General features: G+C 69.1%; 17 protein-coding genes. 11 read left to right on the plus strand and 6 right to left on the minus strand.

What is annotated here, in order from left to right:
• Positions 1-45: 45 nt before the first annotated feature.
• The 6 genes from hflK to EGK76_RS04400 all read left to right on the plus strand — a co-directional run bounded on the left by hflK (position 46) and on the right by EGK76_RS04400 (position 6326).
• Positions 46-1236: an FtsH protease activity modulator HflK gene (gene hflK, locus EGK76_RS04375; RefSeq protein WP_123831758.1), complete on the plus strand. Its 1191-nt coding sequence runs from the start codon at positions 46-48 to the stop codon at positions 1234-1236.
• Complete coding sequence (gene hflC / locus EGK76_RS04380) at positions 1233-2096, plus strand: protease modulator HflC (RefSeq protein ID WP_123831759.1); 864 nt, start codon at positions 1233-1235, stop codon at positions 2094-2096. Before hflK ends, hflC begins: the two co-directional genes overlap by 4 nt.
• 13 nt (positions 2097-2109) lie before the next feature.
• Positions 2110-2295 (plus strand): DUF2065 family protein, encoded by a 186-nt coding sequence (locus EGK76_RS04385; RefSeq protein ID WP_123831760.1) that lies wholly within the window; start codon positions 2110-2112, stop codon positions 2293-2295.
• 780 nt (positions 2296-3075) lie between these two features.
• Positions 3076-4368, plus strand: a complete 1293-nt coding sequence (locus tag EGK76_RS04390) for an adenylosuccinate synthase (protein WP_096298834.1) — start codon at positions 3076-3078, stop codon at positions 4366-4368.
• A 52-nt stretch (positions 4369-4420) separates the two neighbouring features.
• On the plus strand, positions 4421-4933 hold the full coding sequence (locus EGK76_RS04395) for a YgjP-like metallopeptidase domain-containing protein (protein ID WP_123831761.1): 513 nt from the start codon (positions 4421-4423) through the stop codon (positions 4931-4933).
• A 166-nt stretch (positions 4934-5099) separates the two neighbouring features.
• Complete coding sequence (locus tag EGK76_RS04400; protein WP_123831762.1) at positions 5100-6326, plus strand: RtcB family protein; 1227 nt, start codon at positions 5100-5102, stop codon at positions 6324-6326.
• Positions 6327-6543: 217 nt separating this feature from the next.
• Here EGK76_RS04400 and EGK76_RS04405 read toward each other — a convergent pair whose 3' ends face one another.
• Positions 6544-7026: a MarR family transcriptional regulator gene (locus EGK76_RS04405; protein WP_096298828.1), complete on the minus strand. Its 483-nt coding sequence runs from the start codon at positions 7024-7026 to the stop codon at positions 6544-6546.
• A gap of 73 nt (positions 7027-7099) precedes the next feature.
• Here EGK76_RS04405 and EGK76_RS04410 point away from each other — a divergent pair, with 73 nt between their 5' ends.
• The 3 genes from EGK76_RS04410 (at position 7100) to EGK76_RS04420 (ending at position 11685) form a co-directional block, all read left to right on the plus strand.
• A complete protein-coding gene (locus EGK76_RS04410; RefSeq protein ID WP_255409771.1) occupies positions 7100-8290 on the plus strand; it encodes an efflux RND transporter periplasmic adaptor subunit in 1191 nt (396 codons plus the stop codon).
• Entirely contained in the window at positions 8287-11361 is a 3075-nt protein-coding gene (locus EGK76_RS04415) for an efflux RND transporter permease subunit (RefSeq protein WP_123831763.1), read from the plus strand. The genes EGK76_RS04410 and EGK76_RS04415 overlap by 4 nt, the downstream gene beginning before the upstream one ends.
• A 144-nt stretch (positions 11362-11505) precedes the next feature.
• Positions 11506-11685: a hypothetical protein gene (locus EGK76_RS04420; RefSeq protein WP_096298822.1), complete on the plus strand. Its 180-nt coding sequence runs from the start codon at positions 11506-11508 to the stop codon at positions 11683-11685.
• A gap of 181 nt (positions 11686-11866) precedes the next feature.
• Here EGK76_RS04420 and EGK76_RS04425 read toward each other — a convergent pair whose 3' ends face one another.
• Genes EGK76_RS04425 through EGK76_RS04435 form a run of 3 tightly spaced genes read right to left on the minus strand, consistent with a single transcriptional unit; the run spans position 11867 to position 13574 of the window.
• Positions 11867-12283, minus strand: a complete 417-nt coding sequence (locus EGK76_RS04425) for a DUF6691 family protein (protein WP_123831764.1) — start codon at positions 12281-12283, stop codon at positions 11867-11869.
• Entirely contained in the window at positions 12280-12705 is a 426-nt protein-coding gene (locus EGK76_RS04430; RefSeq protein WP_096298819.1) for a YeeE/YedE family protein, read from the minus strand. The genes EGK76_RS04425 and EGK76_RS04430 overlap by 4 nt, the downstream gene beginning before the upstream one ends.
• Entirely contained in the window at positions 12702-13574 is an 873-nt protein-coding gene (locus tag EGK76_RS04435; protein ID WP_123831765.1) for an MBL fold metallo-hydrolase, read from the minus strand. Before EGK76_RS04435 ends, EGK76_RS04430 begins: the two co-directional genes overlap by 4 nt.
• Positions 13575-13649: 75 nt before the next feature.
• On the opposite strand from EGK76_RS04435, the gene EGK76_RS04440 reads away from it, so the two are divergent.
• Positions 13650-13997, plus strand: coding sequence for a metalloregulator ArsR/SmtB family transcription factor (locus EGK76_RS04440; RefSeq protein WP_233580151.1), 348 nt, complete (start codon positions 13650-13652; stop codon positions 13995-13997).
• Between the two features lie 245 nt (positions 13998-14242).
• On the opposite strand, the gene arsC is transcribed toward EGK76_RS04440, so the two are convergent.
• Together arsC and arsH are read right to left on the minus strand one after the other, a co-directional pair.
• Positions 14243-14647, minus strand: coding sequence for an arsenate reductase (glutaredoxin) (arsC, locus tag EGK76_RS04445; RefSeq protein ID WP_096298813.1), 405 nt, complete (start codon positions 14645-14647; stop codon positions 14243-14245).
• A 7-nt stretch (positions 14648-14654) separates the two neighbouring features.
• Entirely contained in the window at positions 14655-15395 is a 741-nt protein-coding gene (gene arsH / locus EGK76_RS04450; RefSeq protein WP_123831766.1) for an arsenical resistance protein ArsH, read from the minus strand.
• 17 nt (positions 15396-15412) lie between these two features.
• Here arsH and EGK76_RS04455 point away from each other — a divergent pair, with 17 nt between their 5' ends.
• Positions 15413-15763, plus strand: coding sequence for a metalloregulator ArsR/SmtB family transcription factor (locus EGK76_RS04455; protein WP_123832063.1), 351 nt, complete (start codon positions 15413-15415; stop codon positions 15761-15763).
• The last annotated feature ends 276 nt before the right edge of the window (positions 15764-16039 follow it).

A 16039-nucleotide genomic window follows, 5' to 3' on the forward strand; every position in this document is an offset into this window, starting at 1 on the left:
CCGCGCCGCGCCGACGCAGGCTGCGCGCCCAGAACTGGAGCAGGCATGGCCTGGAACATTCCCGGCAACAACAAGGACAACGATTCTCCCGACCGCAAGGGCTCGGGGAATCAGGGCGACCGCAATCCGTGGCCGCCACGCCGTACCGGCGGCGGTGGTGGACGTGGAGGACGCGGCGGCGGCGGTGGCTTCGATCGCATCCTCGACCAGTTCCGCGGGCTCTTCGGCGGCGGTTTCGGGAGCGGCAATCCGCTGCGCTGGATCGCGGTCGTCGTGGTCATCGTGCTGCTGCTGAACTGTTTCGTGCTGGTGGGTGAAACCCAGCGCGGCGTGGTGCTGCGCTTCGGCGAAGTCGCCCGGGTGATGCAGCCGGGTCCGAACTTCAAGCTGCCGTGGCCGATCGAGCGCGTGATCAAGGTCGACGCGACCACGGTGCAGTCCTACAGCAATACCGTGCCGGTGCTGACCCGCGACGAGAACATCGTCGTCGTGTCGTTCAACGTGCAGTACCGGGTCGGCGATCCTGTGGAGTATCTGTTCGGCACTCGCAATCCCCGCGAGATCCTCGAGCAGACCGCCCTCAGCGCCGTGCGCGAACAGATCGGCCGGGTGAACCTCGACGCCGCGCTCAATGCGCGTGGCCCGATCTCGACCGCCGCCCAGGCCTCGTTGCAGGCATCGCTCGACAGCTACCGCACCGGCCTGATCGTCAACGAACTCAACCTGCAGGACGCGCGTCCGCCGGAAGAGGTCAAGGCCGCGTTTGACGAGGTCAATAGCGCCCAGCAGATCAATGAGCAGCTGGTCAAGGAAGCTGGCGCATATGCGGCCAAGGTCGTGCCCGAGGCCCGTGGTGAATCCGCCCGGATCCGCGCGCAGGCCGAAGGCTACAAGACCGCCGAGATCGCCCGCGCCACCGGTGATGCGCAGCGCTTCAGCCTGCTGGTCGATGCCTATGCGAGCGCGCCTGAAGTCACCCGCAAGCGCTTGTGGCTCGACACCGTGCAGCAGGTGCTGGCCAACAACCACACGATCGTCGGCGGTGATGGCCGTCAGGTGATCTACGCCCCGCTGGGTGGGCAGGGCACCGGCAGCCAGTCCGCACCGGCGCTGCTCCCGCCTGAAGCGCTGTCGCCAAGCACCGATGCCACGCGCGGCAGCAACACCAGCACCACCGCGCCGGCCCCGGCCGCGCGCAACCTGCCGCGCCCGCCGCGTGATGGAGCCAGCCGATGAGATTCAAGTTCGTCATTCCCCTGCTGATCATCGTGCTGCTGGGCCTGATGAGTTCGGTGTACGTGGTCCGCGAAGGCCAGGTGGCCCTGGTCCTCAACCTCGGTCGCGTCGCGCGGACGGATATCGGCCCGGGCCTGCACTTCAAGGTGCCGCTGATCGAGACCGCGCGCGTGTTCGACCGCCGCTTCGTTGCGACCGCGTTTTCGCCCGAACGCTCGCTGACCTCCGAGCGCAAGGACGTCAGCGTGGACTTCGTGGCCATCATCGCGATCAGCGACGTCGTCGAGTTCTACCGCGCGACCTCGGGCATCGAGGCCGACGCCAGCCTGCGCCTCGAACCCATCATCAAGAACTCGCTGCGCAACGAGATCAACGCCAACACGCTGACCGAGCTGGTCTCGGGCAACCGTTCGGAGTTCGTCGAGCGCCAGCTGCCGGCCATCAACGAGGCCGCCAAGTCGCTGGGCATGCGGATCATCGACATCCGCATCAAGCAGATCGACCTGCCGACCGACAGCCAGGTCATCCAGCAGGTCTACAACCGCATGCGCGCCGAACGCCAGGAAGTAGCCACGCGTCTGCGCGCCGAGGGCGAGGAGCGCGCGCGCGCGATCCGCGGCGAGGCGGATCGTGAGCAGACCGTGCTGCTGGCCGAGGCCGAGCGCGATGCGCAGACCCTGCGCGGTGAAGGCGACGCCGAGGCGACGCGCATCTACGGCCAGGCGGCCAGTCGGGATCCCTCGTTCTACGCGTTCCAGCGCAGTCTCGAGGCGTATCGCGCTGCGTTCGAGAAGGGCGAGAGCGTGATCGTGCTCGAGCGCAACGACCCCTTCCTGCAGTACATGCGCAGCGACCGTTGATGGCGCAACGCTGATGTCCGACCTGTGGGCGGCGCTGTGCCTGGTGTTCGTCGTCGAAGGTATGATGCTCTTCGCTGCCCCGGGTTTCTGGAAGCGCAACGCCGAGCAGATGCTGGCGTTGCCGCTGTCAACGCTGCGCCGCATCGGCGCAGCGGTGCTGGCACTGGGGCTGGTCGCGCTTTATTTCGTGCGGGGCTGAGTCGACTTCGCCCCCCAGTCGGTGGACGAGCGTCCGCGGTGACCGTCGTTCCTTCGCCGGAGGGCTTCCCACGCTTCACCCGGCACTGTTGCGTCGTCCTCTCCGTGAGGCCGGCGCGCGCAGCGCGGCGGAAAGGGTGACTGGTCCCGCGCATTTCCGAGGGGCGTGATTCTTGCGCCTTTAGATGGCGGGTTCCCGGGGGCGTTATCTGGTCCCCATCCCTACGGACAGTTGCCCTCACCCCAACCCCTCTCCCGGGGGGAGAGGGCCGGAGCGGCGTGCGTGGTCGACTCGGGTTTCGGATGCCCTGCCAACAGCTCTGCACAGGTCCCGCCGGCAGTTCTGAATCGGTTGCCGCGTCCAAGCCGTCTCTCCGGCCGGCACCGCGCTGACGCTGTGCTGACCGATGGGCTTTGCCGACGACCGCTGCTTGCCCGCCCGAGCGGCCCCAATCGGGCGCAACGGGTCGGTTTCCCCTCAGCAGATGTGGCGGGTAGCGAGATGTAGCGGGTAGCGGAGTTGCGCCGCGGCGCCAACGGGCCGCGGCGGCATCTGACCGCCCGTGAACCGCGCCCACAAAGCGGTGGCCGCGGTCACCCGTTATCCGGATAATGCCGAAAAGCCGGCCCGGCCAACTCGCTCGAGTGGACCGTCCGGCTTTTTCCGTGTCCGGCCCTGCGTGGCGGTCGTCTCCCCGATGGAGCGGCCAGCGTCCAGGCAAGGCAGGCCGGTCCTTTCCTGCGGCCCCGATGGCCGCAATGCGATACAGGAGTCATCGAGATGGGTCAGTCAGTGGTGGTAATCGGCGCTCAGTGGGGCGACGAGGGCAAGGGCAAGATCGTTGACCTGCTCACGCAGGACATCGGCGCCGTGGTGCGCTTCCAGGGCGGCCACAATGCCGGCCATACGCTGGTGATCGGCGGCAAGAAGACCGTCCTCCACCTGATTCCCTCCGGCATCCTGCGCGACGACGCGCTGTGCCTGATCGGCAACGGCGTGGTGCTGAGCCCGGCCGCGCTGATCAAGGAAATCGGTGAACTCGAAGGCGCCGGCGTCGAAGTGCGTTCGCGACTGAAGATCAGCCCGGCCACGCCGCTGATCATGCCCTACCACATTGCGCTGGATCAGGCCCGCGAAAAGGCCGCCGGCGGCAAGGCCATCGGCACCACCGGCCGCGGCATCGGTCCGGCGTACGAGGACAAGGTGGCGCGCCGCGGCATCCGCGTTGCCGACCTGCACTACCCGAAGCAGCTCGAGGAGCTGCTGCGCACCGCGCTCGATTACCACAACTTCGTGCTCACCAAGTACCTGGGCGTCGACGCGGTCGACTTCCAGCAGACCTACGACGAGGCGCTGGCGTTCGGCGAGTACGTCGAGCCGATGAAGAGTGACGTGGCCGGCATCCTTCACGACCTGCGCAAGCAGGGCAAGCGGGTGTTGTTCGAAGGTGCGCAGGGCGCGCTGCTCGACATCGACCACGGCACCTATCCCTATGTCACCAGCTCCAACACCACCGTCGGCGGCGCATTGGCCGGGACCGGCGTCGGCGCGGACGCGATCGACTACGTGCTCGGCATCGCCAAGGCCTACGCGACGCGCGTCGGCGGCGGTCCGTTCCCGACCGAGCTCGACGACGAGGTCGGCCAGGGCATCCGCGACCGCGGCCAGGAATACGGCGCCTCCACCGGGCGTCCGCGCCGCTGCGGCTGGATGGACATCGTCGCGCTCAAGCGCGCGGTGGCCATCAACGGCATCTCCGGCCTGTGCATCACCAAGCTCGACGTGCTCGACGGCATGAAGACGCTGAAGATCTGCATCGCCTACGAATACCGCGGCAAGCGCACCGAATACGCGCCGCTCGACGCCGGCGGCTGGGACGAGTGCACGCCCGTGTATCTCGAATTCCCGGGCTGGGACGAGAACACCCATGGCATCACCGAGTGGGAGAAACTGCCGCCTGCGGCCCGCGCCTACCTGCGCGCGCTCGAGGAGCTGGCGGGTTGCCCGGTCAGCATCGTCAGTACCGGCCCCGACCGTGCACACACGATGGTGCTGCAGGATCCGTTCGCTTGATCGCAGGCGTTTTCATGCTGGAGAAAGCCCCGCGAAAGCGGGGTTTTTTCTGATGCAGCCGCTGAAGTATCTCGGCGGCTATCCGCCGGAGGTGCAGGCGCGCGTGCGCGAGCTCATCGCGCAGGACCGTCTGGGCACGGTACTGAGCGCGAAGTACGCCGATGCGCATGCGGTGCGCAACGATGGCCAGCTCTACACCTACGTGCAGGCCCTGAAAGACCGCCACATGCGCAAGGCTGCGCCGCTGGGCAAGGTGGTCTTCGATGGAAAGCTGCAGGTGATGAAGCATGCGCTGGGCACCCACACCACCATCTCCCGCGTGCACGGCGGCAGGCTCAAGGCCAGCCGCGAGATCCGCATCGCCAGTGTGTTCCGCGACGCGCCGGCGGATTTCCTGCGGATGATCGTGGTGCACGAGCTGGCGCACATGAAGGAAGCCGAGCACAACAAGGCCTTCTACCAGCTGTGCACGCACATGGAGCCGGACTATCACCAGCTTGAATTCGACCTGCGCCTGTATCTGACGCATCTCGATGCCATGCGGGAGCAGGTGCGCAGCGACTGAGATCTGCAGCCGAGCCAGCTCGCGTGCGGCGCGCGGACCGGCGGGTGATTCCTGCGCTCTTTCCGCTCGATCGGTCACGCACTGCAGATCGTGTCGAATGGATGGCGTTCCGGCGCACGCGCCCCGTCGACACGCGCCCGTGCAGTATCGGCGCGAGGATTCCGCCATGAACCAGACCGCCTACAACATCATCCATGACCCCGGCGCCGCGCCCATCAAGCTGTGGACGCGCGGCGTGCCGCTGGAAGACGAAGCGCGCGAGCAGCTGCGCAACATCGCGAAGCTGCCGATCATCCATCGCCACATCGCGGTGATGCCCGATGTCCATCTGGGCAAGGGTGCGACCGTGGGTTCGGTGGTGCCGACGGTCGGTGCGATCATTCCCGCCGCAGTGGGCGTGGACATCGGCTGCGGCATGATCGCTGCGCGCACCACGCTGATGGCCGGCGACCTGCCGGACAGCCTGGCGGGCCTGCGTCAGGCGATCGAGCGCGCGGTGCCGCACGGGCGCGTCGCCGCGCGCGGCAAGCGCGATCCGGGGGCGTGGGCTTCGCCGCCCGAGCGCGCGATCGAAGGCTGGGCCACGCTGGCGCAGGGCTTCAGGCGCATCACCCACGCGCACCCGCGACTGGCAAAGACCAACAACCTGCATCACCTCGGCACGCTGGGCACCGGCAACCACTTCGTCGAGGTCTGCCTCGACGAGGCGCAGCGCGTGTGGTTCATGCTGCACTCGGGCTCGCGCGGCGTCGGCAATGCCATCGGCACGCACTTCATCGAACTCGCCAAGCAGGACATGGGCCGGCACATCGCCAACCTCCCCGACGTCGATCTGGCCTATCTGCGCGAGGGCAGCCAGCACTACGACGACTACGTGTTCGCGGTGGAGTGGGCGCAGCACTACGCGCGCATCAACCGCCAGATCATGATGCGCAACGCGGTCGATGCCGCGCGGCGGGTGATCGCAAAGCCATTCGAGGCGCAGGCTGAAGCGGTCAACTGCCACCACAACTACGTCAGCCGCGAGCATCACTTCGGCAAGGACATCTTCGTGACGCGCAAGGGCGCGGTGAGTGCGCGCAAAGGCGAGCTGGGCATCATTCCCGGCAGCATGGGCACGCGCAGTTACATCGTGCGCGGACTCGGCAATGCGGAAAGTTTCCACAGCTGCAGCCATGGCGCCGGCCGGGTGATGAGCCGCACGCGCGCGCGCAAGCTGATCTCGGTGGAGGCGCACGCGCGCGCCACCGCGCATGTCGAGTGCCGCAAGGATGCCGAGGTGGTCGACGAATCGCCGGCCGCCTACAAGTCGATCGAGGCGGTGATGGACGCGCAGAAGGACCTGGTGGAAGTGGTGCATACGCTGCGCCAGGTGGTCTGCGTCAAGGGCTGAGCGCGTCGCACCCGGCCTCCCGCCTGGACCGCAGCGTCGGCCTCTCGAGCGTGCTGCCTGTAATCGAGTTGGCGAACTGCGGCATCGCGTCGCCTACCGACGTCAGGCTTCCATTGCACGGCGAAGCGATGTCATCGCGCGAGGGAAGGGTGCCCGGCCGCGACCGTTGCGCCATTGCAGCCAGCCTCGAGCAGGCCAGTGACTCGCGCGAACGCGCTTATGGATCCTCGCCTGCCGGCAGGCCCGCCGCGCACCGCTCGAGCAGCGTGACCAGTTGGGTCTGCTCGGCAGGCTGCAGGCGGTCCAGCGCACTTTCGATCACGGTCTGCGCCAGCGCGGCGCCCCGCGTCACCCGGGCCAGGCCTTCGGCCGTGATCTGCAAGGACAGGCTGCGTGCCCGCGTGGGATGCGGCGCGCGGGTCACCAGCGCATCGCGGTCCAGGCGCCGCAGGATCTGGTGCATCGTCTGCGGCGACACCCCCGCCAGTCGCGCCAGTTCCGCGTTCGAGGCACCGGGGCGCTCGGCCAGCAGCATCAGGGTGAGCGCCTGCGGGCGGGTGAGTTCCATGCCATCGGCGCGCAGGCGCTCGTCGATCGCGGCGGTCAGCCCGGCGTGCAGGTGCTTGAGCTGCAGGCCCATCCGGTAGGCCAGCGACTCGCGCAGCCGCTGCAGGGTGTCGATCTGGTGCTTCTTGGGCATCTTGGCGCCGCCGTCACTCCGGAGTTATCAGTAGGCTGATAGTTTTGCGGGCTCCTCGATCCTGCCCGCCCTGATGCAAAACCATCTTCGACTCCTGTCGCTTTCCGGATTGCTGGCCCTGGCCGCGTGTGGCGATGGCGCTCCGCCCGAACCCACAGCGAGCCTGACCGTAAGCCTGGCTACGCCACAACATCGTGAAGTGACCCGCGAAGTGGTCGCATCCGGCGCGGTGGCAGCGTGGGAGGAAGTATCGGTGGGCGTCGAGCTGTCGGGCCTGCGCGTGTCCAGCGTGGAGGTCGAAGTGGGCAGCGAGGTGGCCGCGGGCGATGTGTTGTTGCGGGTGGACGATCGCACGTTGGACTCGCAGCTGGCGCAGTCCGAAGCCTCGGTGCGCGAGGCGCAGACCAACCTCGAAACCGCGCGCCGTCGCGCCGGACGCGTGCGCGAACTCGCCGGCGAACAACTGGTCGCGCTGCAGGATGCAGAGCAGGCCGAGGCCGAGCGCGACAACGCGCAGGCGCGCCTCAACACCGCGATCGCCAGCCGCGATGCCGCGCGCGTGCAGCGCGATTTCACCGTGGTGCGCGCACCGGTGGCTGGCGTGGTGTCGGCGCGCAGCGTGCAGCCGGGACAGGTGGTGGGCGGCGGCGAACTGCTGCGGCTGATTCGCGATGGTCGGCTGGAGTGGCGCGCCGAGCTCGCCGAGGGCGACCTGCTGCGCGTGGGCCCGGGCACGCAGGTGCAGGTGGACACGCCGGTCGGCCCGGTGCCCGGCACCGTGCGCACGGTATCGCCCGGGCTGGACGCGCAGCGCCGTACCGGCACCGTCTACGTGGACCTGCCCGATCCCGGTCCGCTGCGCGCGGGCATGTTCGCCCAGGGCCGGCTGGCGCTCGGCCGCGCGCAGGCGCTGCTGGTGCCCATCGAAGCCGTCGTGCGCCGCGACGGCCGCGCCTATGTGTTCACCGTGGCGGACGACAACCGCGTGCGCGAACAGGCGGTATCGGTCGGCGCGACGCATGGCGACATGATCGAAGTGGGCGAAGGCCTGACCGTGGCCGACCGCGTGGTCGCGCGCGGCGCGGGCTTCCTCGGCGACGGCGACCTGGTGCGCGTGGTCGACAGCGCGAGCGCGGCCGACGCGGCGAATGCTCCGCCCGGCAGCGCTCCACGCCCCGCGCCGGCGGCCTCCGCCGATCCCGCAGGTGCCGGCGCCACGCGCGAGGCCACCCGTGACGCCGCCAGTGGAAACCTTGCCGAATGAACTTCTCCGCCTGGTCGATCCACCGTCCGCTGCCGGCGATCCTGGTCTTTATCCTGCTCACCGCGGCCGGTCTCGTCGCCTTCAACCGGCTGGCCGTCTCGCAGTTCCCGGACCTCACCGTGCCGGTGGTCAACGTCACCGTGGTGCTGCCCGGCGCCAGCCCCAGCACGCTGGAAACCCAGGTGACCCGGCGGATCGAGGATGCCACCGCCAGCATCCCGGGGCTGCGCAACATGGCCTCGATCGTCAACGAGGGCACCTCCACCACCATCCTCAATTTCGAGATCGAGAAGGACGGCACCATCGCCAAGGACGAGGTGCGCGACGCCATTGACCGTGTGCGTATCGATCTGCCGGCCGATGTCGAGCCGCCGATCGTCTCGCTGGTCAACGTCACCGGCGGCGACATGCTCACCTATGCCGTCACTGCCGATGGCTGGAGCGACGAGGAGCTCAGCTGGTTCATCGATGACGCCGTGTCCAAGCGGCTGTTCGCCGTGTCCGGCGTGGGCACCGTGCGGCGCATCGGCGGCGTCGACCGCGAAATCCGCGTGGACCTGCGGCCCGAGGCCGTGCAGGGCTTCGGCGTGAGCCCGGCGCTGATCAGCCAGCAGCTGGCGCGCATCCAGCAGGAACAGCCGGGCGGGCGCACCACCGTGGGCGGCAGCGAGCAGGCGGTGCGCACACTGGGCACGGTGGAGACCGCCGCCGATCTCGCCGATTTCCCGATCTCCATGCCCGACGGGCGCAGCGTGCGCCTGTCCACGCTGGCGACGGTGAGCGACGGCAACGCCACCCTCAGCCAGCGCACCACGCTCGACGGCCGGCCGGTGATCGGCTTCGCCGTGCAGCGCACCACCGGCTCGAGCGAAGTGGACGTGGGCAATGCCGTGCGCGCCACCGTTGCGGAACTGCAGCAGCAGCAACCGCGCGTGCGCATGGTCGAGGTGGCGTCGAGCACCGAAGTGGCCGAGAACTCCTACCGCTCCTCGATGCACATGCTCTACGAGGGCGCCGCGCTTGCGGTGGCGGTGGTGTTCTTCTTCCTGCGCGACGTGCGCGCCACGCTGATCTCGGCGGTCGCGCTGCCGCTGTCGATCATTCCCACGTTCGCGGTGATGTACTGGCTGGGTTTCAGCCTCAACATGATCACGCTGCTGGCACTGGCCGTGGTGGTGGGCATTCTGGTGGACGACGCCATCGTGGAGGTGGAGAACATCGACCGCCATCTACGCATGGGCAAGAGTCCCCAGCAGGCCGCACTGGAGGCGGCCGACGAGATCGGCCTGGCGGTAATTGCGACTTCGTGCACGCTGGCGGCGGTGTTCATCCCGGTGGCGTTCATGCCGGGCATTCCCGGCAAGTTCTTCCGCGAGTTCGGCTGGACCGCCGCGGCCGCGGTGATGTTCTCGCTGCTGGTGGCACGCCTGATCACGCCGATGATGTCGGCCTATCTGCTCAAGCCGCTGCCCGAGCACAAGGGCGATTCGAAGCTGATGAAGTGGTACCTGCGCATGGTCGATCGGGCGCTGCGTTACCGAAACCGAACGCTGGCGATCGCGCTGGGCATCTTCATCGGCTCACTGGCGCTGCTGCCGCTGCTGCAGGTGACCTTCATCCCGCCTGCCGACGGCATCCAGAGCAACGTACTGATCGAGCTGCCCCCGGGCACCTCGCTCGACACCACGGCGGAGGTTGCGGAAACCGCGCGCCAGCGCATCGCCGACATCCCCGAGATCACGCATGTCTTCGTCACCGCCGGCAGCAACTCCGGCGCCAACGGTCCGGCCGGCGACCTCACCAGCGCCGAGCTGCGCAAGGCCACGCTGACCATCCGCTGGAACGACGACCGCAAACTCAACCAGTACGAGCTGGAATCGCAGGTCCGCGAACGCCTGGCCGATCTGCCCGGTGTGCGCCTGAGTTTCCAGGGCGGCGAACCCGGTCGCGCACTCCAACTGGTGCTGGCCGGCGACGATCCGGTGAACCTGGCCTCGGCCGCGCGCGATGTGGAACGCGAGATCCGCCAACTGCCCGGCCTCGGCACCGTGGGCTCGTCGGCCGCGCTGGTGCGTCCGGAGATCATCGTGCGCCCCGATCCCGCGCGCGCGGCCGATCTGGGCGTCTCCACCGCCGACATCGCCGCCACCACGCGCGTGGCGACCCGCGGTGATTACGAGCAGTTCCTGGCCAAGCTCAATCTGCCCGAGCGCCAGGTGCCGATCCGCGTGCAGCTCGACGAGCGTGCGCTGTCGGACCCGACGCTGCTCGGCCAGCTGCGCGTGCCCACCGCCAGTGGCGGCAGCGTGCCGTTGTCTTCGGTGGCGGACATCAGCACCGCCAGCGGCCCCTCGCAGATCGACCGCTTCGACCGCCGCCGCAATGTCACCATCACCGTGGATCTCAACGGCATGGCGATGGGCGAGGTGGAAAAGCAGATCGACGCGCTGCCTTCCATCACCAATCTGCCGCCGGGCGTCGAGCGCCAGGCCGCGGGCGACAGCGAGATCTTCGCCGAGATGTTCGGCGGCTTCGCCATGGCCATGGTGGCCGGCATCTTCTGCGTCTATGGCGTGTTGCTGCTGCTCTTCAACCATGCCAGCCAGCCCATCACCATCCTGGTCGCCGTGCCGCTGGCTGCCGCTGGCGCCTTCGGCGCGCTGCTGATCACCGGTCTCGACATCTCGCTGTCGGTGCTGATCGGCCTGATCCTGCTGATCGGCATCGCGGTGAAGAACTCCATCCTGCTGGTGGACTACGCCGTCATGGCCGAAGGGCAGGGCATGGGCCGCCATGAGGCACTGATGGACGCCTGCCACAAGCGCGCCCGCCCGGTGATCATGACCACCCTGGCGATGGGCGCCGGCATGATGCCCATCGCGCTCGGTTTCACCGCCGATTCCAGTTTCCGCATGCCGCTGGCCGTTGCAGTGATCGGCGGCCTGATCACGTCCACCGTGCTCAGCCTGATCGTGGTGCCGGCGGCATTCACGCTGGTGGATGATGTGGAGGCGTGGGTGGTGTCGAAGTTCCGCCGCGGCGGGCGCACGGACGGCAGCGCCACCGCATAGCGCCGGGCGACGCGTGGCGCCGAGCACCTGCGGCATACTCGGCCCACGACGGTGCGGTACGCCGGGAGTGGCTGGCCGCCGCCGGGGTGCCGCTTCCGCCGCAGGTTCCCCGGTCCGCTTTCCGGCCCTTGCTAGGAGAACGTCATGTCAGAAACGCTCTGGGTGTTGCTGGCGCTGATCCTGCTGGTGCCCACGCTGATGGTGGGCGTGTTGCGGCTGGGGCTGAAGAAGGATCCGTCCGCCATCAACGGGTGGGGCGGCGTGCTGTTCGCGGCGATCACCTTCGCCGTCGCGATCTGGATCATCCTCGACCGGGTGTCCTGAGGCCGCCTGCGGCCGATCATCGTGTCGCTCTCGTGTCGGTGCCCGCCAGGACCGGTCGCGCCATCGGGCCGGGAAGGCGCTACGGCCTTCCCATTGGAGTGAAGCGTCGCTGCCGCGGTGTCGGCGAGGCTGCGCGTTGTCCCAGCCCCGAAGCACCCTGAGGAGCCCCGGCCTGTGGTTCTCAACGGCGGGCGAGCATCCGTTGCAGCACGATCCCCACGATCATTGCCGGCACGAACCACAACGCTTCGCTCGAGCCCACGCCCAGGCCCGCCAATGCCGGGCCGGGACAGTAACCGGCCAGACCCCAGCCGATCCCGAACAGCCCCGCGCCGGTCAGCAGGCGGGCATCGATGCGGCTCGATTCCGGCAGGCGGAAGCCGTCGGCGAACAGCGGGCGCCCGCGCCGCAGCACCGGGCGGAACAGCAGCAGGGTCGTGGCGACCGCGCCGCCGAGCACGAAGGCGAGGGTGGGGTCGAAATCGCCGGTGACGTCGAGGAAGCCGAGGATGCGCCGCGCATCGGTCATGCCCGACAGCGCCAGACCCACGCCGAACAGCGCGCCGGAGGCGAGAGCGGCGGCGAGGATGCGCTTCATGCCCAGCCCCACACATGGCGCACCAGCCAGGTCGTGACCACCGCTGTCGCCATGAAGGTCAGCACCGCCGCCAGCGAGCGCTTCGACAGCCGGCCCAGGCCGCAGACACCGTGCCCGCTGGTGCAGCCGTTACCCATGCTGGCGCCGAAACCCACCAGCAGGCCCGCCGCGATCAGCAATACGGGCGGAAAGCCCGTGCGCGGCGTGGCGATGCCCGGCAGCAGCGCGATCGCCGCCCCGCCGGCGATCACCAGCCCCGCAAGGAACGCGATCCGCCAGGCCACTTCGCCGCGAACCGGAAACAGCACGCCGCCCAGGATGCCGCTGACGCCGGCCACGCGTCCGTTGAGCCACAGCAGCAGCGTGGCGGCGAGGCCGATCAGTACGCCGCCCGCGAGTGCGAGCAGCCAGGTCGTGGTCATGCTGGATCTCCGAACTGGTTGAGCGGCAGGCGCAGGTAGCGCACGCCGTTGGACTCCGGCGGCGGCAGGTCGCCGCCACGGATGTTGACCTGCAGCGCCGGGAGGATGAGCCTGGGCACGGGGAGCCCGGCATCGCGCGCCTCGCGCATGCGCACGAAGGCCTCTTCCGCCACTTCGCCGCCCAGGTGCACGTTGTGCTCGCGCTGGGCGGCGATCGTGGTCTGGGCGCGCGGCGCGCGGCCGTCGGGCGGGTAGTCGTGGCACAGGAACACGCGGGTCTCGCCCGGCAGCGCGAACAGCCGGCGGATCGAGCGGTACAGCGTGGCCGCATCGCCGCCCGGAAAGTCCGCGCGCGCGGTGCCGGTGTCGGGCGCGAACATCGTGTCGCCGATGAAGGCCGCATCGCCGATCACGTAGCTCAGGCTGTCGGCGGTGTGGCCGGGGGTGGCGATCACGCGCCCGGACAGGTCGCCGATCGCGAAGGTGTCGCCGTCGGCGAACAGGTGGTCGAACTGGCGCCCGTCGACGGGGAACGAATCCTCCAGGCCGAACACCGTCTTGAACTGCGCTTGCACCCCGCAGATGCCACGGCCGATGGCGACCTTCGCGCCGGTCCTGTCACGCAGCCAGGCGGCTGCGGAGAGGTGGTCGGCATGGGCATGGGTCTCGAGGATCCATTCGACCGTGAGCCGCCGCTTCGCCACGAAGTCGAGCAGCCGCTGCGCCGAGTCGAACATCGTGTGCGCGCTGGCCGGATCGAAGTCCATCACCGGATCGACGATGGCCGCATGCCCGCCCTCGCGGTCGTACACCACGTGCGAGAAGGTGGCCGTGGACGGATCGTAGAAGCTTTCCACCAGGGGGTTCATCCCGGGCTTCCCATCTAATTTAGTAAAGTCTAAAGTAGTGATGCCCGCCACCACCTGTCAAGCCAGCTCGCCGCGATGCCAAGCTCCGCCACCACGCCCGCCCATGCCGATGTCGCGTTGCCCGACATGGCCGCCCACGCAAGCGAGGCGGCCGCGCTGCTCAAGGCGCTGGCCCACCCGGCGCGGCTGCTGGTGCTGTGCCAGCTGGTGGAAGGCGAGCGCACGGTGGGCGAGCTGCAGCCGGCCACCGGGCTGGGAGCGTCCGCGCTGTCGCAGCACCTGGCGGTGCTGCGCGAGATGGCGCTGGTCCACACCCGGCGCGAGGCCCAGTCGATCCACTACTCGCTCGCCGACGGCCCGGCCCTGGGCGTGCTCGAGGCGCTGCACGCGGCCTATTGCGGCCACGGCGTCCCCGCCGCATGACCGCAGCTGACATCCGCAGCTGTCCGTCGCCGCCACCGCTCCAGCGATGTCGGAAGCCGGATCGCGGAAGCGGGTCGCCCTTCCGAAGCTGAGCCGGCCGCGCAGGCAGGTCAGCGCCGTCGGGCAGGGCGATGCCGCCCACGTTGTGCATGCCCGGCTCACGCAGGCACTGGTCCAGCGTGACGTACAGGCGTGGGCCACGGCCGCGGCACGTACGCGGCGGCTGCGATCCCGCCGGGCTGCGGTCAGCCCGTCGCGCCGACCACCTCGCCGTCTTCCTTGGTGAAGGGCTGCGTCAGCGGCGGCAGGATCTCCAGCACCACCTCCGATGGCCGGCAGAGCCGGGTGCCGCTGTCGGTCACCACGAACGGGCGGTTGATCAGCACCGGGTGGGCCAGCATCGCGTCGAGCAGCTGGTCGTCGGTCAGCGCCGGATCATCCAGACCAAGCGCGTCGTAGGGCGTGCCCTTGCGGCGCAGCGCGTCGCGCACGCCGATGCCGGCGGCCGCGATCATCGCGCTGAGCTGCCCGCGCAGCGGGGGATCACGCAGGTACTCGATCACCGTCGGCTCGATGCCGGCATGGCGGATCAGCGCGAGCGTGTTGCGCGAGGTGCCGCAGGCAGGGTTGTGGAAGATGGTCGCGTCCATGGGGGCCTCAGGTCTCGGTGGAAGTGGCGGCAGCGGCCAGCGTTGCCGCGGCGAGGTCGCCCTTGCGCTCGCTGTAGCGGCTGGTCAGGTAGTCGCTGTGGCCGCGCACCAGCAGGGTGAACTTCACCAGCTCCTCCATCACGTCGACCACGCGGTCGTAGAGGGCCGAGGGCTTCATGCGCCCGGCGTCGTCGAATTCCTGCCAGGCCTTTGGCACGGACGACTGGTTGGGGATGGTGACCATGCGCATCCAGCGCCCGAGTACCCGCATCGCGTTGACCGCGTTGAACGACTGCGAGCCGCCACTGACCTGCATCACCGCCAGCGTGCGGCCCTGGGTCGGGCGCATGCCGCCTTCTTCCAGCGGCAGCCAGTCGATCTGGTTCTTGAACACCGCGGTGAGGGTGCCGTGGCGCTCCGGGCTCACCCACACCTGGCCCTCGGACCACATGGCCAGCGCACGCAGTTCCTGCACCTTCGGGTGATCCGCCTCGCAGCTGCCCTGCACGGGCAGGTCCCGCGGATCGAACACGCGCGTCTCGGCGCCGAAGTGGCGGAGCAGGCGTTCGGCTTCCAGCGCCAGCTTGCGGCTGTAGGACTCCTCGCGCAGCGAGCCGTACAGCAGGAGGATCCGCGGCGGATGGCCGGCGGCCACGCCGAGGCGGCCGGCATCCGGGACCTCGAAGGCAGCGGGCACGATGTTGGGCAGGTCGTCGGGGGTTGCGGTGATTGCGCGTTCGAAATTCATTCGACTATTCTAGAAAGATGGAACTTAAGGACGCAAGCGCTGCGCTTTCGGCACTCGGGCATATGACCCGTCTGTCGGTTTTCCGGCAGCTCGTCGAAGCCGGCCCCAGTGGCCGCACGCCGGGGGAGATCGCCGAAGCACTGGCGCTGCCCGGGGCGACACTGTCGTTCCACCTCAAGGAGCTCTCCGCCGCCGGGCTGATCGGGGCCGAGGCACAGGGCCGGAGCATCTGCTATCGCGCCGATTTCGCCGCCATGAACGGCTTGATCGAATTCCTCACCCGCAATTGCTGCGGCGCTGACGCCGATCGATGCGCGGCTGACGCCGCGGCCGGCCCGGGCACGCGCGCGCCGGGGCTGAAGGCCTGAGCGGAGTATTGGACCGCCTGCGACCTCGTCGTCGCCATCGATCCGGGGGTTGGCACCGGCGTGGCGCGGGCGGGTTGGAGCGCGGCACTCGCGAACGGCCGGCGCGGTGCCGCCTCCGCAGTCCACCTCCGCTTCCGCCCGGGTGACCCAGGTGCCTGGGATCGTTCATCGCCAGGAGCGCTCCGGCGACCGCACGCCCCAGTCTGCGCCGCCCTCGACCCCCCATATCGCGCGCATTCACACCAGGAATGCCGAAGCGATGCCCGTTGTAATAGA

The organism is Luteimonas sp. 100069 (assembly GCF_003813845.1).
GTDB lineage: Bacteria > Pseudomonadota > Gammaproteobacteria > Xanthomonadales > Xanthomonadaceae > Luteimonas > Luteimonas chenhongjianii.